General features: G+C 74.1%; 14 protein-coding genes. 6 read left to right on the top strand and 8 right to left on the bottom strand.

All coding sequences use genetic code 11. From position 1 onward, the window contains the following. Window positions 1–28 precede the first annotated feature (28 nt). From AB0M28_RS02660 to AB0M28_RS02640, 5 genes are all read right to left on the bottom strand, one after another. A complete protein-coding gene (locus AB0M28_RS02660; protein ID WP_365396512.1) occupies window positions 29–1,216 on the bottom strand; it encodes a cytochrome P450 in 1,188 nt (395 codons plus the stop codon). Beyond that, window positions 1,213–1,761 carry an ATP/GTP-binding protein gene (locus AB0M28_RS02655; RefSeq protein ID WP_365396659.1) on the bottom strand — a complete coding sequence of 183 codons (549 nt, stop codon included), beginning with the start codon at window positions 1,759–1,761 and terminating at the stop codon, window positions 1,213–1,215. The genes AB0M28_RS02660 and AB0M28_RS02655 overlap by 4 nt, the downstream gene beginning before the upstream one ends. A gap of 115 nt (window positions 1,762–1,876) precedes the next feature. Then, entirely contained in the window at window positions 1,877–2,236 is a 360-nt protein-coding gene (locus tag AB0M28_RS02650; RefSeq protein ID WP_365396510.1) for a DUF742 domain-containing protein, read from the bottom strand. Continuing rightward, window positions 2,233–2,661 (bottom strand): roadblock/LC7 domain-containing protein, encoded by a 429-nt coding sequence (locus tag AB0M28_RS02645; protein ID WP_365396507.1) that lies wholly within the window; start codon window positions 2,659–2,661, stop codon window positions 2,233–2,235. Before AB0M28_RS02645 ends, AB0M28_RS02650 begins: the two co-directional genes overlap by 4 nt. Further along, window positions 2,658–3,950: an ATP-binding protein gene (locus AB0M28_RS02640; RefSeq protein WP_365396504.1), complete on the bottom strand. Its 1,293-nt coding sequence runs from the start codon at window positions 3,948–3,950 to the stop codon at window positions 2,658–2,660. The genes AB0M28_RS02645 and AB0M28_RS02640 overlap by 4 nt, the downstream gene beginning before the upstream one ends. Window positions 3,951–4,333: 383 nt before the next feature. Here AB0M28_RS02640 and AB0M28_RS02635 point away from each other — a divergent pair, with 383 nt between their 5' ends. The 3 genes from AB0M28_RS02635 to AB0M28_RS02625 are packed head-to-tail and all read left to right on the top strand — an operon-like array spanning window position 4,334 to window position 7,148. After that, the gene (locus AB0M28_RS02635) at window positions 4,334–5,383 is read left to right on the top strand and encodes an ABC transporter permease (RefSeq protein ID WP_365396501.1); all 1,050 of its coding nucleotides are present in this window, start codon (window positions 4,334–4,336) and stop codon (window positions 5,381–5,383) included. Beyond that, complete coding sequence (locus tag AB0M28_RS02630) at window positions 5,380–6,267, top strand: ABC transporter ATP-binding protein (RefSeq protein ID WP_365396498.1); 888 nt, start codon at window positions 5,380–5,382, stop codon at window positions 6,265–6,267. Before AB0M28_RS02635 ends, AB0M28_RS02630 begins: the two co-directional genes overlap by 4 nt. After that, window positions 6,264–7,148, top strand: a complete 885-nt coding sequence (locus AB0M28_RS02625) for an ABC transporter ATP-binding protein (protein ID WP_365396495.1) — start codon at window positions 6,264–6,266, stop codon at window positions 7,146–7,148. Before AB0M28_RS02630 ends, AB0M28_RS02625 begins: the two co-directional genes overlap by 4 nt. An 18-nt stretch (window positions 7,149–7,166) precedes the next feature. Here the strand turns inward: AB0M28_RS02625 and AB0M28_RS02620 are convergent, their stop codons facing one another. Together AB0M28_RS02620 and AB0M28_RS02615 are read right to left on the bottom strand one after the other, a co-directional pair. Beyond that, entirely contained in the window at window positions 7,167–8,144 is a 978-nt protein-coding gene (locus AB0M28_RS02620) for an EamA family transporter (protein WP_365396492.1), read from the bottom strand. A 231-nt stretch (window positions 8,145–8,375) separates the two neighbouring features. After that, entirely contained in the window at window positions 8,376–9,599 is a 1,224-nt protein-coding gene (locus AB0M28_RS02615) for a transposase (RefSeq protein WP_365396489.1), read from the bottom strand. A gap of 334 nt (window positions 9,600–9,933) precedes the next feature. Between AB0M28_RS02615 and AB0M28_RS02610 the strand changes: the two genes are divergently transcribed. Next, window positions 9,934–11,142, top strand: coding sequence for a hypothetical protein (locus tag AB0M28_RS02610; RefSeq protein WP_365396486.1), 1,209 nt, complete (start codon window positions 9,934–9,936; stop codon window positions 11,140–11,142). A gap of 75 nt (window positions 11,143–11,217) precedes the next feature. Further along, window positions 11,218–14,052 (top strand): hypothetical protein, encoded by a 2,835-nt coding sequence (locus AB0M28_RS02605; protein ID WP_365396483.1) that lies wholly within the window; start codon window positions 11,218–11,220, stop codon window positions 14,050–14,052. Between the two features lie 15 nt (window positions 14,053–14,067). On the opposite strand, the gene AB0M28_RS02600 is transcribed toward AB0M28_RS02605, so the two are convergent. Next, the gene (locus tag AB0M28_RS02600; protein WP_365396480.1) at window positions 14,068–14,736 is read right to left on the bottom strand and encodes an NAD(P)H-dependent oxidoreductase; all 669 of its coding nucleotides are present in this window, start codon (window positions 14,734–14,736) and stop codon (window positions 14,068–14,070) included. A 218-nt stretch (window positions 14,737–14,954) separates the two neighbouring features. Between AB0M28_RS02600 and AB0M28_RS02595 the strand changes: the two genes are divergently transcribed. Beyond that, the gene (locus AB0M28_RS02595) at window positions 14,955–15,788 is read left to right on the top strand and encodes a trypsin-like serine protease (RefSeq protein WP_365396477.1); all 834 of its coding nucleotides are present in this window, start codon (window positions 14,955–14,957) and stop codon (window positions 15,786–15,788) included. Window positions 15,789–15,907: the final 119 nt, after the last annotated feature.

The raw sequence follows: 15,907 nt of genomic DNA, 5'->3' as shown, positions 1-15,907 counted from the left end.
GGGCGGCGCGATCACGCGCCGCCGCCCCTCACGCCGGCGGCCGCACCGCCGTGAAGCGCACCGGCAGTGCGCGGAGCGCGCGGTGGAACGGCCCCGGCCGCCAGGAGAGTTCGGCGGCGGGGATCGCGAGGGTGAGGTCCGCGAGCCGGCTGATGAGGTGCTCGATGGCCGTCACCGCGATGAGCGTGGCTGGCGCCTGCGCCGGGCAGCGGTGCGGGCCCGCCGCCCAGGCGAGGTGGGCGTTCTCGCCGCCCTTGTCCGCGTCGGCGGGCGAGTCGGGCGCGGCCTGGGTGTTGGCGGCGGCGTAGCTGATCAGCACGAGCTGGTCGCGGCGGATGCGCACGCCCTGCAACTCCACGTCGGCGCGCGGGTAGTGCGCCGAGAACGTGGCGAGCGGCGGCTCGTGCCACAGCGTCGCCGTGATGGCCTGCCGGGCGGTCATCGCACCGGAGTAGAGGGAGCCGGCGTAGCGGTCGTCGGTGAGCATCCGCAGCAGGGCGTTGCCGATGAGGTTGGCGGTGGGTTCGTGCCCCGCGGACAGGGTGAGCGTGATGTGCCGGGCGGCCTCCTCGTCGTCGAGGTCCGCGGGGTGGGCGAGGAAGGCGGAGATGAGATCGCCCCGCGGCGCGGCGCGGCGCTCGGCGACGAGCGCCGACACCGTGGCGGTGAAGTCGGCGTACGCGGCGGTGGCGTCCTCCCCGGACTCCACCACGCTGGCCAGGGTGCTGGTGATGCGGTCGCTGACCGCGTCGGGGATGCCGTACCAGGAGTTCAGGACGAGGGCCGGCAGCCGGCGGGCGTAGCGGGAGATGAGCTCGGCGTGCCCGCTGGGGCCGAATTCGCCGATGAGGCGTTCGGCGACGGCCGCGACCTGGCGCTGCAGCAGATGCGGCTCGATGATCCCGAGGCTGTCGGTGATGACCTGCCGCAGGCGCGCGTGCGCCGGTCCGTCGGCGAACAGCGCCGTGGGCTGCCAGCCCAGCATGGGCAGCACGGGGCTGTCCGGCGGCAGCGCCCCCTGCCAGGGCCGGGCGTCGCGGGACCAGGTCTCGGTGTCGCACAGGATGCGCAGGGCCAGGGCGTAGTCGGTGACCAGCCAGGCGTCGACGCCGGGGACGATCTCGACGGGCGCGACGGGCCCCCACTCCCGCAGATACCGGTAGTGGGTGTGGGGGTCGGCGGCGAAGGCCGGGGCGTGCAGCGCGATGCGGGTCACGGTTCGGGCTCCCGGGGCAGACGGTCGAGGACGTGGGCGGTCAGCGCGATCAGGACGTCCAGGCAGCCGCGGCGTTCGCGGGCGTCGCACAGGACCAGGGGCGTGGCGGGATGCAGGTCGAGGGCGGCGCGCAGATGGTCGGTGCGCGCGGGCGGCGAGGAGGGGAAGCGGTTGATGGCCACCGCGTAGGGCAGCCCGGCCTCCTCGATGAGGTTCATCGCCTCGAACGACGCCTCCAGCCGGCGGGTGTCGGCCAGCACGAGCGCGCCGAGGGCACCGCGGGCGATGTCGCTCCACAGCGGGAGGAAGCGCTCCTGGCCGGGCGTGCCGAAGAGGTACAGGACGATGTCCTCGGGGAGGGTGAGGCGGCCGAAGTCGACGCCGACTGTGGTGGTGGCCTTGCCGGGCGGCATGCCGGTGAGGTTGTCCAGCGGGGCGCCCGCGAGGGTCATGGTCTCGTCGGTGTGGAGGGTGGGGATCTCCGACAGGGAGCGGATGAAGGTGGTCTTGCCGATGCCGAAGGGGCCGGTGACCATCAGCTTCATCAGCAACTGCGCGGTGTCGGCGAGGTAGACGGTCCCGGCGGGAGCACCGGACGGCCGGTCGGCCGGTCTTTCGGCAGGTCCGGCGGCCGGTCTGTCGACAGGTCCGTCATCCGGTCTACTGAAGGGCGCGGAGGCCACGGAGGACCCTTTCGACGAGTGTGCGGTCATCGGACGGCTCGGCGGTGCGCGGCGCGGGCTCGCGGACCTGCAGCGCGCCGGCCTCGATCAGGTCGGCGGCGAGGAACACCGTGGCGCTGACGGGCAGCCCGAGATAGGCGGCGGTCTCCGCGACGGTCAGCGCCCCCGGTCCCAGCAGGTGCAGCAGCCGCCGGTGTTCGCCGCCGAGATGGGCGGGCGCGTGGCGGGAGGCGGCGTGCAGCACGCTGAGCCGCTCCAGCCCCGTCGCGGCGGGACGGGCACGGCCCCCGGTGGCGAGGTAGGCGGGCACGAGCCGGCGCCGCGCGCTGGCGCTCATCGCCCGTCGCCGGGCCGGCGGTCGGGGGTGGACATCACCCGGGCCAGCGCGGCGACCTGGACCTGCATCCGGTACGCGATGGTGCCCAGGTCCGCGCCGGGCGCGGCGAACACCGCGAGCGCGGTGTTGGTGCCGGCCGGGGTGACGATGACGAACCCGAGGTCGGACTCCACGACGGTCTGCGCCGGCCGCGGCGCCTCGTGACCGGTGAAGGCGGTGGTCACCGCCCGCGCGGCGGCGTGCAGCGGAGCCGTCATCGCGGCGACGCGGTCGGCGTCGGCGCGGGTGAGCGAGGTGCTGTGGGCGGTGGGCAGTCCGTCGCCGGTGGCGATGAGGGCGTGCTCGACGCCGGGGAGTTCGAGCAGGGGGTCCAGGATCCAGGCGATCTCGGGTCCGTGGCGCGGGACGGGAACGGGAACGGTCATGGGCGGGTGTCGATTCCTTCCGGGACCGTGTCGTCGGTGTGCGCAGCGCGGGCGGCGTCGCGTCCGGCGGTGGAGCCGGACTGTAAGGCGCCCCAGCTGGAGCGGGCGCTCTCGGGCACGCTCGTCGGCCCGTCGTCCGGCGCGCTGTGGTCGTGCCGCACGGTCGCGGCGCCGCGGCGGCGCCGGGCCGGCAGCCCGCCCGTCTCGGCGGCCGGGAGCGTGGCGGCGGCGGCCGGGCGCAGGTTCCGGGCGCCGAGCGGCTCGGGCGCGAGCACCGACTGCGTACGGCTGTCCGCCACCTGGGTCAGCAGCGCCTCGGGCAGCCGCAGCAGCACGCGCACCCCGCCGTACGGGGAGGGCTCGACGTGGCAGGCGAACCCGTACTGCCGGCACAGCAGTCCGATCACCGCGAACCCGGCCTGCGGCGGGTCCCCGAGGTCGGTGAGGAGCACCTGCCGGTTCCCGGCCAGCAGGTCGCGGGCGTGGCGCAGCTGCTCCTCCCCCATGCCCACCCCCATGTCGTCGATGACGACGAGGGCGCCGCTGTGCCCCTGCTCGATGGAGACGTGCACGGCGGTCTGCGGATGGGAGTACGCCGTGGCGTTGCCCAGCAGTTCGGCCAGGGCCAGCGCGACGGGCTCGGCGGCGCGCGCGACGACGGCGGTGCCCGGCTGGCGCAGATGGTTGTCGATCCTGACCCGGGAGTAGCCCGTCACCCGGGACTTGGCCCCGGCGACCACGTCGGCGAGCACCGAGTCCGTACGGACCAGCCCGGGCCAGGCCCCGCACAGCACGGCCAGGGCCTGGACCCGGGCGAGGGCGAGTTCGTTGCGGAAGTCCAGTGCCAGCAGCCGGGGATCGTCGATGCCGGTCTGCAACTCCTCCACCTGGGCGCGGATCTGGATGAGCAGCGTCTGGATCTTCTGCCCGATGCCGCGCAGCCCGGCCCGGGCGGCGGCGTCGACCCGCTGCGCCTCGGCCTGGACGACGGCGTCGGAGGCGGCCAGCACCGCGGCCAGGGCCTCCTCCAGCGGCAGCCCGCCGAAGACCTCGGGGTGCAGCAGCCCGGGCACGCCCGTATGGCGGTGTCTGCGGGCGGTCGCGGCGGCGGGCAGCCGGGCCGCGGCCAGATGGGAGACCTCGGCGACGGCCGAGTGGAGCAGCCGCTCCGCCCGCTCGGCGCGCAGTTCGGCGGCGCGGACGGCGTGCTGCCGCTTGCGGACCGTGAGCCAGCACGGGAGAACGGCCAGCAGCGCCCCGGCTGCCAGGGCTCCCACGAGGTGCAGCATGAGCTCGTATCCCTCCGTCGAAGGCGACGGCCGCGGGGGTGTGCGGTCGTGGTGGGACCTCGTGCGTGGGGCGAAAGGCGTCCCGGCGGAGGCTCGACGGATCTCATGGGCGCACGCAGCACCGGGTCACCCTCACCCTCGCGCATGCGTTCGGAGTGAGCGCCTTGACCGAAGTATGCATACTCTTCGTCAACGCTGTAACCACATTGAGTGATTGAAGTCGCGGAAATTGCACGAGCCGGTACACACAGTGACCGAAATCGGGCGAAGCCGCCTCCCGGGCAGCTCCGCGAAACCGCCCGCGACGCCTCCGCTCCAGCACGCCGCGCCGCTCGATTCAACGGTCGTTGAAATCCCTTTTGTACCGATCTAGGTTTCGGCCCATGCGCGCGATGGTGCTCAAGGAGTTCCTGGAACTCCGCCGGGACAAGCGGACGATGGCGATGATCGTCGTACTGCCGATGGTGCTGCTGCTCATCTTCGGTTACGCCGCGAGCTTCGACGTGACCAGCCTCGGCACCCAGGTCGTCGGCCCCCGGGCCGAGCAGGCGGCCGCACAGCTCAAGGACCCCTTCGACGTCACCGAGGTCGACCCGTCGGCAAACGCCGACGACGCGGAGGACCGGCTGCGGGCCCGCGAGGCGGACGTCGTCTTCGTCACCGGCGACGACGGCGCGCCCGTCCCCGCGTACATCGACGGCTCCGACCTCTTCGCCGCCCAGTCGGCCCAGGCCGCCGTGGCGCGCCTGGGCGGCGCGGCCGTGCCGAGGGTGCTGTTCAACCCGGACCTGAAGACGTCGTGGGTGATGGTGCCCGCCCTCGTCGGCATGATCCTCGCCTTCATCGGCACCATCGTCACCGCCATCGGCCTGGTACGGGAGCGGGCGGCCGGCACACTCGAGCAACTCGCCGTGATGCCGTTCCGGCCCGTCGACGTGATCGCCGGGAAGATCGTGCCGTACTTCGTGCTGGCGTCCGTCGACATGATCCTCGTGACCGTGCTCGGCTGCCTGCTGTTCGGGGTGCCGTTCTCCGGGTCCGTGTTCGTCTTCGCCCTCGGGGCCGCGCTGTTCCTCTTCGCGGTGCTCGGCATCGGCGTACTGATCTCCACCCTGTCGCAGACCCAGGGGCAGGCCATGCAGATGGCGCTCATGGTGATGATGCCGCAGATCCTGCTCTCCGGGATGATCTTCCCGCTGGAGTCCATGGCTCCCGGCGTGCGGTGGATCGGCTATCTGCTGCCGCTGACCTGGTTCAACATGATCGCCAACGGGGTGATGCTGCGCGCCGCGCCGATCTCCTCGCTCTGGCTGCCGCTGCTCGTCCTGGCCGTGATGGCGTCCGCCATCTTCGCCGCCGCCGTACTGCGCTTCCGCCGCGACCTCGCGCCGCGCATGCCCACCGTGCCACCCGTCCGCCAGGAGGCCGGATGACCCCCGGCGGCGCCCCGTACGACCGCACCGGCGCGGGCCCGACGACCGGCACGTGGGGCGCGTACGGCCTCACCGTCGCGTACCACGGCCGCCCCGCCGTCGACGACGTCACCCTCGCCGTGCCGCGCGGCCAGGTCACCGCCGTGGTCGGCGGCGACGGCGCCGGCAAGACCACCCTGCTGCGCACCCTCGTCGGCGGCATCGCCCCGGCCGCCGGGACCGTCAGCGCGCCGCCGCGCGAACACCGCGGCTTCATGCCCACCGGCAACGGCGTCTGGCGGGAGCTGTCCGTCGACGAGAACATCGACTTCGTCGCCGCGGCGTACGGCCTGCGCGGTACGGAACTCAAAGAGCGGCGCGCGGAGTTGCTGGCCGCGGCGGGCCTGACGCAGGCGCACGGGCGGCTCGCCGGACAGCTCTCCGGCGGGATGCGGCAGAAACTCGCCTTCTGCCTGGCCATCCTGCACCGGCCCGGGCTGCTCGTCCTGGACGAACCGTCCACCGGCGTCGACCCCGTCAGCCGCGTCGACCTCTGGCGGCTCATCTCCCAGGCCGCCGCCGGCGGCGCCGCGGTGGCCATGGCCACCACCTACCTCGACGAGGCCGAACGGGCCTCGTACGTACTGGTCCTGGACGAAGGGCGCGCGCTGGCCGCCGGCACCCCCGCCCACGTCATGGCCTCGACCCCCGGCACGCTCACCACCCACCGCCCGCCGCCCGCCGACCCCGGGCGGTCCTGGCGCCGCGGACGGCTCGTCCACGCCTGGCAGCCGGAGGGGACGCGCTCCCACGGGGAGCCGGTCACACCCGATCTGGAGGACTCCGTGATCGCCCGTACGCTCGCCGACCGGGAACGGCGGACCGCCCCCGGCAGCCGCCCGTGAACGGGGACGGCCGTCCGCCCCTGGCCGAAGCCCATGACGCCACCCGGCGGTTCGGCGACCTCACCGCCGTCGACCGCGTGTCCCTGAGCGTCCGCCCCGGCGAGATCCTCGGCCTGCTCGGCGCCAACGGCGCCGGCAAGACCACCCTCATCCGGATGCTGCTCGGCCTCCTCGTCCCCACCGGCGGCGGGGTGCGGATGTTCGGCCGCGCCCCCTCCACCGCGACCCGCACCCGCCTCGGGTACGTCCCCCAGGGCCTCGGCCTCTGGGAGGGGCTCACCGTCCACGAGAACCTGGCCTTCGCCGCCAGCGCCTACCGCGACGGCGCCGGAATCCCGCTGCCGGACGCGCTCGAGCGGGCCCGCCACCGGCTCGTCGGCGACATCGGGCTGGGGCTGCAGCGCCGGCTCGCGTTCACCGTCGCCCTCGCCCACCGCCCCGACCTGCTCATCCTGGACGAGCCCACCTCCGGCGTCGACCCGCTGTCGCGCGCCCGGCTGTGGGACACCATCCACGAACAGGCCGAGTCCGGCGTGGGCGTACTGGTCACCACGCACTACATGCAGGAGGCCCAGCAGTGCGACCAGCTGGTGCTGATGTCCCGCGGCCGGCGCGTCGCGGCCGGCACGGAGGCGGACATCGTCGGCGGCACCACGGCGGTCGAGGTCGACACCGACGACTGGGCCCGCGCCTTCGCCGCCCTGGACGCCGCGGGCCTGCCCGTCACCCTCGCCGGCACCCGGGTCCGCCTCGCGGACACCGCCCCCGAGCGCGTACGGCAGGCACTCGCGAAGGCGGGGCTCACGGCACGGACCGAGGAGGTGAGGGCGACGCTGGAGGAGAAGATGACGGCGCTGGACCGCGAGGGAGGGGCCGGCTGACCGGCCGGCCGCCTCCGGTCACGTTCGCTTGCGCACGCGCTCCGTGGTGACGATCAGGCACACGCCCGACACCACCACCGCACCCCCGAGGACCACCGACCACGTCAGCGCCTCGTCGAGGATCAGCGCCCCCAGCAGCACCGCCACCACCGGATTGACGTACGCGTACGTCGCCGTCAGCGACAGCGGGGCCGAGTGCAGCAGCCAGACGTACGCCGTGAAGGCGACCAGCGAGCCGAACACCACCAGATATCCGAGCGCGAACCACGAACGGCCGGAGATCTCCCCCAGCACCAGATCGTGCTGCTCGCCCCGCCCGAGCCCCATCAGCAGACAGCCCAGACCGCCCGCGACCATCTCCAGCGCGCTCGCCGCCAGCGGATCCCGGGGCATCGGCAGCCGCCCGGACGCGAACGACCCCAGCGACCACAGCAGCGTCCCCGCCACCACGGTCAGCACGCCGCCCAGCCCCACGTCCCCGCTGAACCCCGGCACGGTCAGCACCGCGAGCCCCGCGACCCCGAGCCCCACACCGCCGAACGTCGCCGCCCCCGGCCGCTCCCCCGACAGCCGCCGCAGCAGCACGATCCACACCGGCACGCCTGCCACCAGCAGCGCCGCCAGCCCGGACGGCACCGACGTCTCCGCCAGGACGACCAGCCCGTTGCCGCCGAGCAGCAGCAACAGCCCGACCAGCGCGGCCGACGCCAGCTGCCGGCCCGTCACCCGCAGCGCGCCGGCGCCCCGCCGCCAGGCGACGATCGCCGCGAGTATCAGACCGGCGACGACGAAGCGCCCGCCGGCGGACAGGAACGGCGGCACGGTCTCGACGGTGACCCGGATGGCGAGATACGTCGAGCCCCACACGACGTACACGATGGCGAGGGCTCCCCAGACGGCGGCGCCGGTCCGCTGCGGGGCGGGAGGGTGCGTACCGCCGCCGCCACCGGAGGCCGCGGGGGCGGCGGAGGACGCGGAGGAAGCCGGTGTGGTCATGGCGTGGATCGGGCCCTCTCGTACAGTGGCGGAGTCAGGCATGATCGTAGGAATCCGGGCCGGGTTTGCCAAATTATTTGCCCGGTATCGGGCACGAACGCACCGATCGCCCCGGCGGGTTCGCGGGTTCGCGACACGGGCCCGCCGGGTGGGGAACCTCCCTCCCCGTTTACAGCGGCGCTCCGGAAGGGATTTGAATCCTCCCCCTCGTGGGCGAGGGGGATTCCTGGCTCAGGCTGCCTGCGGGAGCGGCGCTCCCGGAGGTCTTGCGCCCTCGGCACCAGCCGGGTTGAGACCAGCCCGGAGGAGTATCACGCGGGCGGAGTTCTTGTCCCGGGGGGACACGGCTCCGCACGCGGTGCAGGTGTAGGTACGTTCGGAAAGGGGCAGTGCGTGCTTGGTTCTCGCTCCGCACTGTGCGCAGTCCATGGTGGTGTGCGCGGGATGCACCAGACGGATGTCCCGCCCGTGCTTGCGGCCCATCTCCAGCAGGGCCGTCTTCGTGGCGCCGATCGCCGCGTCCGCCGCCTTGCGGGCCATCGTGGTCTTGGCAAGGAACCTCGGCCGGAAGTCCTCCACCGCGATCACGTCATAGTCGGCGACGACGCGTTTGGCCCACTTGCGAGCGGTGTCGGTCCGCTGCCGGGCCACCTTCCGGTGCAGCCTCGCGGTCCGCTTCTGCGCCGTGCGGTAGCCCTTGGACGCGGCCTGTCCCTTGCCGGGTTTGCGGCGGGCCATCATCCGCTGGTAGCGGGCCAGCTTCTGGGCGGCGTTCTTGCCGTGCTGCGGGTGAGGGAGGTCGTAGGCGTCGGAGGTGGTCGTGGCGGTCTGCGCCACGCCCCAGTCCACGCCCAGCACCCGGCCCGTGGCCGACAGCGGCGCAGTCTGTACGGCGACGACGAACGAGGCGTACCAGTGCCCCACCGCGTCCCGGTACACCCGCACCGAGGACGGCACGGACGGCAGGTCACGCGACCACACCACGCTCAGCACGAGCCCGCCGGCCAGATGCAGCCGGCCGTCCTTTAGCCGGAAGCCCCGGGTGGTGTAGTTCAGCGTCGGGAGAGCTTCGCGCTTCTTCTTGTGCCGGGGCATCCCGGCCCGCCGGCGTACCGGCAGCTTCGCCGTGGTGTCCTTGAGCGCCTTGGAACGGGACTTGGCGAAGTCCCGGATGGTCTGCTGCTGCGGCACGCTCGCGCCCTCACCCAGCCACGGCGTCGCGGCGCGGGCCTCGGTCAGCATCCTGTCGAGCTGCGCCGGGCCGCACGTCAATTGGTCCCCAGGGCACACCGTGTTGTGCTCGTGCACCTGACGGGACTTGGCCACGCATTCGTTCCACACCCACCGGCAGCGGTCCCACTCGGCCAGCAGGGCGGTGCGGGCACTCGACGACACACGGAGCCGGAACGTGTACCGGGCACACCCGAAACCCTCCGCCTTCGCTACCGCAGCCATGCACACCAAGCTATCCGGGAGCACTGACAATCGACTCCGCTCGATCTTCGCGGTGTCCCTCACCCGCATGGTCGGCGGACGCCGGATCGCCCTGGCGATCCGGCCCCCCCTGCCCCGCTGCGCAGGAGTCCGATTCCTCCGCGGCCTGCAGGTCGGGGCATCTTCGGAGGTTCCAGTGGCCAGCGCGCCGTTCCCGTGTCAAGGGACGGACCATGGGGCCTGTTATTCGTGCGCTTGTTCGGTGGGCTCATGGGTGCGACACGTCGTACCGCTGGTGGTGGCGGGTTGCGCCGGAGATATCCTCTTACCTCCCCAGCGATCACCAGGAGCGTGCATGTCCACTGCCGTCGACGAGTCGGTCTCCACTCCCTCCGTTCCGGAAGCACGAGGCACCGAAGGCACCGAAGGCGCCGTGACGGCGCCGGGCCTCGACGGGGGCGAGTGGGTCGAGCCGGTGGCGGAGGAGGGTCCCGAGGCCGGGGACGCGGGCACGGGCACGGAGGCAGACGCCGAGGCCGACGTCGACAGTGTCGTCTCCGAGGCCGTCGCGCGGGACGCCAAGGACTTCGGGGTCTACGCCAAGACCGGTGGGTGGACCTTCGCCCTCAAGGTCGCGCGCAGTGTGCGGCCCGGGGGTACGCCGGTCGGTGAAGAGGGCGGGAAGGTCTCGGCGAAGGCGTTCGCCCGGCTCGCGGGCTGCTCCCCCGAGCGCGTGATGCGCTTCTGGCGTGCCTGGGACGCCGCGGCGGACGACGGCCGCGTCCCGGTCTTCGAAGCCCTCGAGCCCGGCACGGACGTCGACCTGCCCGACGCGGACGTGTGGGTGACGTACTACACCTCGCGCTCCAGCGGCAGCTCCCCGCGCGGCCACGCGATCGCCGCGGTCGCGGAGGCGGAGGGCATCCGCCCGACGAAGGCCCTGGAGGTCGCGGAGAACCCCACCGCCCTGCGCGCCGCGATCCTCGCAGACCCGGCGACCGCACAGGCGGCGCGTCACGCGCTGATGGACCGCCTGGAGGACGACCCGTCCCTGGCGGCCGAGCTGGCCCGCGACATCGCCCAGGCCGGTGAGCTGAAGAAGGCCGTCGCCGCGGAGGCCAAGGTCGCCGACCGGCTCGACTTCGTCCGCCAGGTCGTGGAGACCGGCGAGGTGAAGACGCCGAGCGGGCAGAAGATCCCCGCCCCCGAGCCGGTGCTCGAGGAGGCACGCCAGCATCTGGCGCTGATGGAGGACCTGGCGGACGAGGAGGTCGGCGGGTACGCGGCGGACGCGTACGGCGCGCTGCAGACGCTGGTCGTCGAGGCCGTCGAGTCCGATCCGCAGCTGCGCGCGCACGAGCGGCGTGCGCGCTTCCAGGCGAAGGTGCAGAAGGCGGCGAAGGCGTTCGAGGAGCTGACGCTGGACGACGCGGCGGCGGTGTACGAGGAGGAGATGCTGCAGCAGTTGGAGAAGCTGCAGGCGTCGATCGCCGCATGCATCGCGGAGCTTCGCCGGGCCGCGTCGGAGGACGCCCCCGAGGACGCCCCGGAAGACGACGCCTGAGGGCACCCGCACCCCCGCCCCCGCCCGAAAACCCGTTGGCCCGCCGCGCGGCGCCCCCCCCCATCATGCTGGGCGATGAGGATTGAACTCGCAGGCGGCGTCACCGTGGCCGGCCGCCGGGCATGGGCCGCCGGGGCGGCCGGCCCCGTGGCGCTGGGGGAAGGGCAGGGCGCGGATCCGGGCACACCGGTCGCCCTGGGTCCCGCCGAGGCCGGCGGGGCCGACGCCCGGGCCGCGGTCACCGCGCTGCGCCGGCTCACCGCCGCGGGCGGTGACCTCGCCGCAGGCGCCGGCGTGGACCTGGGTGCGGGCTTCCGCTCCGCGCGGCTCGCGGGCGCGCGGGGCGACCAACGGGACGCCGTGCTCGCCGCGTTGCGGGCGCTGGGGCCCCGGGACGCCGACCGGCTGGGCGAGCGGGCCGCCGTACTGGTCGCGTTGTTCGGCCCCGCGGCCACCAAGCCCGTCGGCGCCGCCGCCGCTCAGGCCGTCGCGGACGGGCGCTGGCCCGCCGTACACCTGGCGTCCGCCGCCAGCGACGTCCTCGGCCCCGAGCAGCTGGAGCGGCTCCTCGCGCTCGGCGCCCCGGGGGGCTTCGACCCCGTCGGCGGCGGGCTGCCCTCGGCGCTGGCCGCGCAGCTGCGCCCCGTACTGGAGCCGCTGCCGGCACCGCGCCGGCTCGCGCTGCTCCTCGACCTGTGGGAGCGGGTGCTGGCGCGGCACGCGGAGGCCGAACGGCGCCGGCGGCTGAAGGCGACGCAGTCGAAGCAGGATCGTCGCGAGGCCCTGCGGAAGCGGCGGCAGCGCCACGACGACGACGTCTTCCTCGCCGAGTTCACCGCCCAGCGCCGCACCCATGAACCGGCCACGCTGGCCGAGGCGGCCCGCTGGGTGCCGTCGGACCGCCTCCTGGGCATGCACCTGGACCGCCTGGTCGCCGACGCGCTGGGCGCGACCGCCCTGCTGCACACCGCCGTCGCGGTCACCGATCACGGTGTCGCCGAGGGGCTGGCCCGGGTACGGCCGCTGCTCGAGGCCACCGCGAAGAGGTTCCCCGAGTACGACGTGTACCACGCCAACCGCCGGATACCCGGCCTGATCGGCATCCCCGCCCGGCCCGGAGTCGAGGTGCGCGCCCTCGTGCGTCTCCTCCACCCCGACCGGGCCAGGGACGAGCGCTTCGAGAGCACCGTCCGCGGTCACCTCACCCACGCCCGGGACTACGCCCTGGTGGTCCTGGAGGCGATCGGCGACCTCCTGGAAAACGACTGGTACCGGATCCCGAACTGGGTGGTGCGGAACTGGGTCACCTCCTCCCTGGCCTCCTGGCGCGCCGACGTGGGCCGCCTCTCCGCCGACGACCCCGCCGGTCTCCCCGTGCCCCCGGCCTGGATGCGGCAGCAGCTGGGCATGACGGACACCCTCGCCGAGCGGCCGGGAGCCGCCGACGAGAACGAGATCGTCGGCGACCTGCTCTGGTACGACGAACTGGGCGACGCCCTCGCGCTGCTGGACGGCCACACCCGGGCCGCCGACCGGCGCGGCGCGAACCCGGTGTGGCGCGACCACGCGCCCGAGCCCGCCCCCGACCCCCTCGTCCCCCGCCTCGACTCCGTCGCCCTCGCCGTCTCCGGCGCCGCCCAGCTCGTCGCCCTGGGCGGGCGGCCCGAGAAGGCCGCGGACTGGCCCGGGTTCACGGCCGCCCTGTACGCGGGGCTGGACGTGGCCGAGGCGCTCGACGGCGAGTTCCGCGTCGCGCCGGAGGTCGCCGCCCTCGACGGCACGGTCGTCCCCGGCACCCGGGCCCGGTTCCGGGTCGCCCGCGGTGCGCGCACGCTGGCCGACTGGTCGGCGTACATGGGCAACTGCATCGCCGGCCCCCACTACCGTGAGGGTGCCGCGGCCGGGCGCCGCGTGCTCGCGGCGCTGTACGGCGAGAACGGCGCCGTCCTGGCCAACATCGAGCTGATGCCCGCGCGTCCCGCCGTACGCGGCTGGTTGATCAACGAGATGTCCGGGCGCTTCAACGACTCCCCCGACCCCGAACTCGCCCGCCACTTCCGCGCCTGGGTCGCCACCATCCCGGGGCGGGCCCCGCAGCCGGTGCCCGTCCCGGAGCCGGCTGACGCGGCTGGGGCCCCCGCCCGCCGGCGTACGGTCCCGCACGTCGCCGACGCCGTGGGGCCCGCGCTCACCGAGCTGGTGCGGGAGAGCCGGCAGCAGCAGGCCGCCGACGCGGTGCGCGAGGTCTACGCCGAACTGGCGGGGACCGGACCGGAGTCCGCCCTGGTGCGCCTGCGCCGGATGGACGCCGACACGCTGACCGCCGCGGTACGCCGCGTCGTCGGGCAGCCGGGACCGGGACTGCCCGGCCTGTGGACGGCCACCGGCAGCCGCCCGCTCGCGGCCGCCGTCGAGCGGCTCGACCCCGAGCTGCGCGAGCGCTACGACCAGCTCTCCCTGCTGGCGCGGGACGCCCCCCTGCCCAAGTCGCTGCGCCGGCTGGTGCGGCAGCACGCACTGGCGCCCTCGTACGCCATGAGCGTGCTGGCCCTGCGCGTGCGCGCGGCGCTGGGCCGGCTGGCGTACGAGGACGATCCCGCGCTGGCCGCCGCGCTCTCGCGGCGGCCCACCGTGCCGCTGCTGTGCGCCTTCGCCGTGGCGGCGGTCTGCCGGCCGCCGGCCACGCGCCTCGCCGTGGTGCTGGAGCCCCGCCGGATCAGCGTGCCGGGCTTCCCGGCGACCAGCCTCGACGACCGGGAGGGGCCGTGGCAGTCCGCGCTCCCCGCCGCGCGTGAACTGGGCGCGGACCCGGACGTGTTCTGGGAGCGGATCGCCGCGGACGGGCTGCGCGTCCCGTACTCCTGGACGGCGCGGGGCGGCTGGCCCGCCCTGTGGGCCCGCGCGCAGTGACGGGACCGCGGGTGGTCACTCCTGCGCGCGCTGGGTCACCGGGGAGTCGGAGCGGTCGCCGAGGAACTCGTACCAGCGGCGCTTGAGGCATACGTACCGGCTGTCCGCCTCGGCGAGCTGGAGGAAGTACTCGACCGTGTCCGACAGACGCTTGCGCAGGGCGGTGTCCGCGAGGTCGCCGTCCTCCGTGAACGCCTCGTGCGCCGCGGCGAGGCTGAACATGTCGGGGTAGACGCGCGTGCCCAGATGCTCCAGCGGCACCCGCAGCGCCCACAGGCCGCGGTTGCCGCCGACGAGCGAGGGCGAGGCCGAGACCAGCAGCGCCTGCTTGTCCTGGAAGGGCTGGGGGCGGATCCGCGACACCCAGTCGACGGCGTTCTTCAGCATGCCGGGCACGGAGGCGTTGTACTCGGGCGAGGCGATGACCAGGGCCTGGCACGCCTGGATCCGTTCGCGCAGCGCCAGCGCGCCCTCGGGGACGCCGCCGGCGGCCTCGGCGTCGCCGTCGTACAGCGGCATCGGGAAGTCTCCCAGCCGGGCGACGTCGGCCATCGCGCCGTGTTCCTCCACGAGCCGGGCGACGAGGGCGGCCAGCCGCGTGTTGAGGGAGCCGTCGCGCAGCGAGGCGGACAGGATGAACACCCGGATCGGCGGGGGCGGGTCCTGCTGGGGGTCCGTGCTCATGACGTCCTCGGGTGCGCGGGGCTCTGGTCCCGCCATCGTCGTCGCCGGGCCCGCCCGACGCCTGCGGACGGCCGCCGAACGGGCGAGCGCGGCCGGTCCGGCGGCGGTGCCGGCCGTACGTCCGTGTCCGTTCCGGTATGCCACGCCCCGTTCCGCACGGGCGGCAAATGGTGTGTACTGCCGCCTGGTTGCAAGAAAACGCACAAGGGGAGAGATTCATGCTCACAAAGCTCAGATCGACTGCCCTGCTTGCCGCCGCCGCGGCGCTCAGCCTGTTCGCCACCGCTTCGCCGGCGAGCGCCATAGTCGGCGGTACGGACGACAACGCGAACCGCTACGCCGCCGTGGGCGCGCTCCAGGCGAGCGTGGGCAACGGGCAGTTCCCGGTGTTCTGCTCCGGGACGCTCATCAGGCCCGACGTGGTGCTCACGGCCTCGCACTGCCTGGACTTCTTCACCGCGCCCGTCGGGGCGCCGGGTCTGGGTGTGGACGACCTCAGCGTGTCCTTCGCCGTACAGGCCGACGAGACGAAGGCCGGGTCGGCGGCGGCCCAGCGCATCGTCCTGCATCCGGACTGGCTGACCGCCGATCCGGGCAGCGGCAACTCCAAGGAGGGCTTCCTGTCCCCCGGCCACGAGGACATCGCCCTGATCTTCCTCAAGGCCCCGGTGCCGGGCGTCACTCCGGCCGCGGTCGCCACGGCGGGCTATCTGGACGGTCTCGACCTGACGTCCGTCACGCTCACCCCGGTCGGCTACGGCACGGACGCGTTCATCACGGGCAGCGCGGGCTCGCCGAAGGCGATCACCGTCTTCGACGCGAAGCGCAGCTTCCGCGACGTCTCGGTGATCACCGAGCACGACGCGTTCCCGGACCGGTTCGTGAAGATCACGAAGAGCGTCTGCTTCGGTGACTCCGGCGGTCCGCTGTTCCACGGGAACACCGTGGTCGGCATCAACACCTGGACGTTCAGCTACCGCTGCGACGGGCCGAACCTCGAGTACCGCACGGACTCGGCGCCCGCGCAGGCGTTCCTGGACGCCAACCTCTAGGACCCTCGGCGGTACGCCGCCAGGGCACCCCCCACGACTTCACAGGCCGCGGTCCGCGCCCCGGACCGCGGCCTGCTGTGGTTCGCTGAACCCTGTACGCGACCCGACCGAGGAGTGCC

Source organism: Streptomyces sp. NPDC051940, from assembly GCF_040680895.1.
In the GTDB taxonomy this organism is placed as follows: domain Bacteria; phylum Actinomycetota; class Actinomycetes; order Streptomycetales; family Streptomycetaceae; genus Streptomyces.
This window is presented reverse-complemented; position numbering and strand designations above follow the sequence as displayed.

Excerpts from the sequence above, each read along its gene's own strand:
- AB0M28_RS02655 (WP_365396659.1), bottom strand. The coding sequence starts at position 1,761 with ATGAAGCTGATGGTCACCGGCCCCTTCGGCATCGGCAAGACCACCTTC.
- AB0M28_RS02650 (WP_365396510.1), bottom strand. The coding sequence starts at position 2,236 with ATGAGCGCCAGCGCGCGGCGCCGGCTCGTGCCCGCCTACCTCGCCACC.
- AB0M28_RS02645 (WP_365396507.1), bottom strand. The coding sequence starts at position 2,661 with ATGACCGTTCCCGTTCCCGTCCCGCGCCACGGACCCGAGATCGCCTGG.
- AB0M28_RS02640 (WP_365396504.1), bottom strand. The coding sequence starts at position 3,950 with ATGCTGCACCTCGTGGGAGCCCTGGCAGCCGGGGCGCTGCTGGCCGTT.
- AB0M28_RS02635 (WP_365396501.1), top strand. The coding sequence starts at position 4,334 with ATGCGCGCGATGGTGCTCAAGGAGTTCCTGGAACTCCGCCGGGACAAG.
- AB0M28_RS02630 (WP_365396498.1), top strand. The coding sequence starts at position 5,380 with ATGACCCCCGGCGGCGCCCCGTACGACCGCACCGGCGCGGGCCCGACG.
- AB0M28_RS02620 (WP_365396492.1), bottom strand. The coding sequence starts at position 8,144 with ATGACCACACCGGCTTCCTCCGCGTCCTCCGCCGCCCCCGCGGCCTCC.
- AB0M28_RS02615 (WP_365396489.1), bottom strand. The coding sequence starts at position 9,599 with ATGGCTGCGGTAGCGAAGGCGGAGGGTTTCGGGTGTGCCCGGTACACG.
- AB0M28_RS02610 (WP_365396486.1), top strand. The coding sequence starts at position 9,934 with ATGTCCACTGCCGTCGACGAGTCGGTCTCCACTCCCTCCGTTCCGGAA.
- AB0M28_RS02605 (WP_365396483.1), top strand. The coding sequence starts at position 11,218 with ATGAGGATTGAACTCGCAGGCGGCGTCACCGTGGCCGGCCGCCGGGCA.
- AB0M28_RS02600 (WP_365396480.1), bottom strand. The coding sequence starts at position 14,736 with ATGAGCACGGACCCCCAGCAGGACCCGCCCCCGCCGATCCGGGTGTTC.
- AB0M28_RS02595 (WP_365396477.1), top strand. The coding sequence starts at position 14,955 with ATGCTCACAAAGCTCAGATCGACTGCCCTGCTTGCCGCCGCCGCGGCG.